The organism is Stenotrophomonas sp. HMWF023, assembly GCF_003060985.1.
In the GTDB taxonomy this organism is placed as follows: Bacteria; Pseudomonadota; Gammaproteobacteria; order Xanthomonadales; family Xanthomonadaceae; genus Stenotrophomonas; species Stenotrophomonas lactitubi.
Genome location: NZ_QAIJ01000100.1, coordinates 2,457 through 6,499 on the forward strand (window position 1 = coordinate 2,457; position 4,043 = coordinate 6,499).

5 protein-coding genes are annotated in these 4,043 nt (G+C 64.6%); 3 read left to right on the forward strand and 2 right to left on the reverse strand.

All coding sequences use genetic code 11. The features are described 5' to 3' along the window. Positions 1 to 228: pyridoxamine 5'-phosphate oxidase family protein (locus DBR20_RS22695; protein WP_258223213.1), on the forward strand; the 228-nt coding region annotated here is incomplete at its 5' end. A 91-nt stretch (positions 229 to 319) separates the two neighbouring features. Here the strand turns inward: DBR20_RS22695 and DBR20_RS05115 are convergent. Further along, positions 320 to 973 carry an exopolysaccharide biosynthesis protein gene (locus DBR20_RS05115; RefSeq protein ID WP_100552131.1) on the reverse strand — a complete coding sequence of 218 codons (654 nt, stop codon included), beginning with the start codon at positions 971 to 973 and terminating at the stop codon, positions 320 to 322. Next, positions 957 to 2,261, reverse strand: a complete 1,305-nt coding sequence (locus DBR20_RS05120) for a hemolysin family protein (protein ID WP_223880018.1) — start codon at positions 2,259 to 2,261, stop codon at positions 957 to 959. Before DBR20_RS05120 ends, DBR20_RS05115 begins: the two co-directional genes overlap by 17 nt. A 292-nt stretch (positions 2,262 to 2,553) precedes the next feature. Between DBR20_RS05120 and DBR20_RS05125 the strand changes: the two genes are divergently transcribed. After that, positions 2,554 to 3,180 carry a DUF47 family protein gene (locus tag DBR20_RS05125; protein ID WP_025878890.1) on the forward strand — a complete coding sequence of 209 codons (627 nt, stop codon included), beginning with the start codon at positions 2,554 to 2,556 and terminating at the stop codon, positions 3,178 to 3,180. Positions 3,181 to 3,193: 13 nt separating this feature from the next. Further along, a partial coding sequence (locus DBR20_RS05130) for an inorganic phosphate transporter (RefSeq protein WP_108265431.1) occupies positions 3,194 to 4,043 on the forward strand: 850 nt, incomplete at its 3' end.

The following is a 4,043-nucleotide window of genomic DNA, read 5'->3' on the forward strand; positions in this document are numbered from 1 at the left end:
GTCGATGACCGCGCCAAGGTCGAAGAGCTGTGGTCGCCGGCGATGAAGCTGTTCTTTCCCGGTGGCCCGGATGATCCGAAGTTGCGGTTGATCCATGTGCGTGCGGAGACCGCCGAATACTGGGACGGGCCGGGCACGCTGCTCGGCTCGGCCCTCAGTTTCGTGTTGTCGGCCGTGCAGGATGAGCCGGCCCAATTGGCCGACAACGGTTTCATCGACCTGCGTTGAGGTACCCCATCCACGCCGCGCATCAATGCACCCGATCCGAAGTAGATCCACGCCATGCGTGGAGTGGGAAGCGCCCGGAAATTGCCTGCGCTCAGAACCAGCGCTGGAACAGTTCGACGGTGTAGCCCACCAGTTGCCCGGAACTGAAACCAAAGAACGCGATCGCCACCACCGCTGCAACCCAGTTGAACAACATCAGTGCACCATCACGCTCAAGCAGAGCCAGCGCGAACAACAGCAACTGGAAACCAAACAGATAGTTGGTGAACGGAATCGGCAGCGACAGCAGCAGGCCCAGCAGCACCAGCAGCAGGCCGCTGAAGGCGTGGGCGGGGGCCGGCGTCAGCAGCTGTGGCATGCGCGGCTTGAGCATGCGGTCGAGCCGGCGCAGGGCACCGTCGATGCGGTCCAGGAACCGGTGCATGGTGCCGCGCTTGGGCCCGCGACGGGCGATGAACCCCGGCATCCAGGGCCGGCGCATGCAGAACAGCATCTGCAGGCCGATCAGGATCACCAGCGGCCCGCTGACCGCACCGCCCAGCCCCGGGATGGGGATGAAGGCGGGCAGGATGGCGACGAACAGGAACACACCGAAGGCACTCTGCTGCAGATCCTGCAGGATCTGCCCCAGCTTCATGTGCTGGGCCGGGTCACCGAAGGCGAACATCGCCAGCAGGGTGCGGATGCCCTCGTTGCGGTACTCCGGCGGCGCAGCGCCGGGGCCGGACTCAGGCGGTGAGCTCATCGGCCTGCTCGTCGGACAGGGTGCGAAGCAGCAGCTTGTCCACGCGCGCGCCGTCCAGATCGACCACCTCGAAGCGCCAGCCGGCCCAGTCGAAGTACTCGCCCGCGTGCGGGATGCGGCCGAAGAAGTGGATGCACATACCGGCCAGGGTGTAGTAGTCGCCATCCTCGGCGTCGGGCAGGTCGTTGCTGCCGATCAGTTCGCGCAGGTCCTCGATCGGCAGCGAGCCGTCCACCAGCAGCGAACCGTCTTCGCGGGTCACCACCAGCGCGTCTTCGTCGGCATTCTCCGTCGCCTGCAGGCGGCCGACCACCGCGCCCATCAGGTCACTGATGGTCACCAGGCCCTGGATCTCGCCGTACTCGTCCACCACCAGCGCCATCGACTGCTGTTCTTCGCGAAAGATCTCCAGCAGCTTCATCGCATGGGTGGATTCAGAGACGTACAGCGGCTCGCGCAGGGTCTGGAACAGCGCGTTGTCGCCGCGCGCCATGCGCGTGGCCAGCGATTTCAGCTCAAGCACGCCGACCACGTCCATGTCGTTGTCGCGGTACACCGGGTACCGCGAGAACTCATGCTCGGCCATGATCTCCAGGTTCTTGTCCAGGCCACCCAGCGTGTCCAGCCAGGCGATCCGGTTGCGCGGGGTCATCAGGCTGTCGGCGGTACGATCGCCCAGGCGCATCACGCGGTTCATCATGTCGCGTTCGTGGCTGTCGATCACGCCGGCCTCGTGGCTCTCGGCCACCAGCATGCGGATCTCCTCTTCGGTGACCGACGCAACCTCGTCCTTGCCCAGGCCAAACAGGCGCAGCACCAGCTGGGTGGTCTTGGACAGCAGCCAGACGAAGGGGAAGGCCAGCTTGGCCAGCCAGCTCATCGGCAGCGCCACCAGTCCGGCGATGTCCTCTGAACGGGTCAGGGCCAGGCGCTTGGGTACCAGTTCGCCGAAGATCAGCGTGATGAAGGTGATGAAGGTGACCGCCAGCGCCTTGCCAACGGCACCGGCATAGGCGAAGCCCGGCATCAGCCCCTGGATCCAGCCGCCGATGGCCTCGCCCAGTGCTTCGCCGCCGAGGAAGCCGGTCAGCACGCCGATTACGGTGATGCCGATCTGTACGGTGGACAGGAACGCTTCCGGCTTCTCCGACAGCTCCAGCGCCTTGGCCGCGCGCTTGGAAGTGCCGGCCAGCTGCTTCAGCCGGCTCTTGCGCGAGGTCATGACCGACATCTCGGACATGGCAAAGAAGCCGTTCAACAGAACGAGCGCGAAGACAATCAGGATCATTTCAAACACGGGCATCGTCCCCGGTTGGTGACAGGGAGGGCGGGTGCTTGCGATGGCGGCAGGCGCTCAGGAACAGGGTCCGGCGCGGCGCTGGGGGATAAGGGTCGTCGTCCATAAGGTGCGCCCGAAGGCGCGCTGGCATCTTAGCAAAGGGCCGTGGCTGGGTGGCAAATGCCTGTTCAGTTTTGAGCCTCCCGGCCCCGAAAAGGGGGCAGGGATACCCGTGATGGTCATCTAGCCGTCATAATTCGCACTGGTGCCGTCCTTCCCGCGACGGCTGACAGGTTTCTCAATGTTCTCTCTGCAGACCATTTTCGGTTCCGGCAAACAGTTCTACACCCTGCTTGATGAGGCTGCCGTCGCGGCTTCCGATGCCGCCAAGGCACTGCATTCGATGCTGCGCGACGCCGATCGCCAGCCCGCCCTGGATGCCTTCAAGCTGGCCCGACTGCGCGAACGCGCGGCCTCGGACAAGATCAGCCAGGCGCTGGTGGACAGCTTCATGACCCCGATCGAGCGCGAAGACATCGAAGCGCTGGGCTCGGCCCTGTACAAGATTCCCAAGCAGATCGAGAAGTTCGCCGATCGCTATTCGCTGGCCACGACCCATCTGGAGCACATCGACTTCGCGCCGCGCGCGGCGATGCTCGAGCAGGCCGCTGGCGTGGTGGTGGAGATGGTCGCCGACCTGCGCCACATGAACCTGGACCGGATGACCGCACTCAACGAGCGCCTGCGTTCGCTGGAAAACGAGGCCGACCGCCTGATGCTCGAGCTGTACCGCGACATCTACTCCGGTCGCCTGGACAACCTGCAGATGTTCCTGCTGAAGGAATTCTTCGAGATCCTGGAAAAGGCCATCGACCGCTGCCGCGAAGCCGGTGTGGTGGCCTACCAGATCGTGTTGAAGAACAGCTGACGGACGCCACAGCATGCTGACCCTCGTTCTGGTGGTGATCCTGGCCGCGCTCGTTTTCGAGTTCATCAACGGCTTCCACGACACCGCCAACTCCATCGCCACTGTTGTGGCGACCAAGGTGCTCTCGCCCGGTTGGGCGGTGATGCTCGCCGCGTTCATGAACCTGCTGGGTGCGCTGACCGGCACCGCCGTGGCCCTGACCATCGCGTCGGGCCTGCTCAACACCAACGTGGTCGATGTGACCCCGCAGGTGATCCTGTGCGCGCTGCTCGGCGGCATCATCTGGAACCTGATCACGTGGTGGAAGGGCCTGCCATCCTCGTCCTCACATGCACTGATTGGTGGCCTGTGTGGTGCCGGCCTGGCCGCAGCCCACAACAACTGGGATGCGCTGATCTGGTCGGAACGCTTCGGCAGCTGGGCACAGAACAAGGGCCTGCTGTGGAAGGTGTTCGTGCCGATGATCACCTCGCCGATTGCCGGCTTCCTGCTCGGCATCGTGGTGATGGTGCTGCTGTGGGCACTGATCGCCGGCCTGGCCAAGATCGGCGGCGCGATCGGCCGACTGGCACGCCCGCGCATCGTCAATGCGTTCTTCGGCAAGGCACAGATCGCCTCGGCGGCCTACATGGGCTTCGCCCACGGCCACAACGATGCGCAGAAGACCATGGGCATCATCGCGATGACCCTGATCGGCGCCGAAGCGACCGGTGCGTTGAACGACCTGCCGTCGTGGCTGGCCTTCATGCATCCGGACGCGCACGCCGGTGATGGCATCGCCATGTGGATCGTGCTGACCTGTGCCGTGGTGATGGCCGCCGGTACCGCCTCGGGTGGCTGGAAGATCATCAAGACCCTGGGCC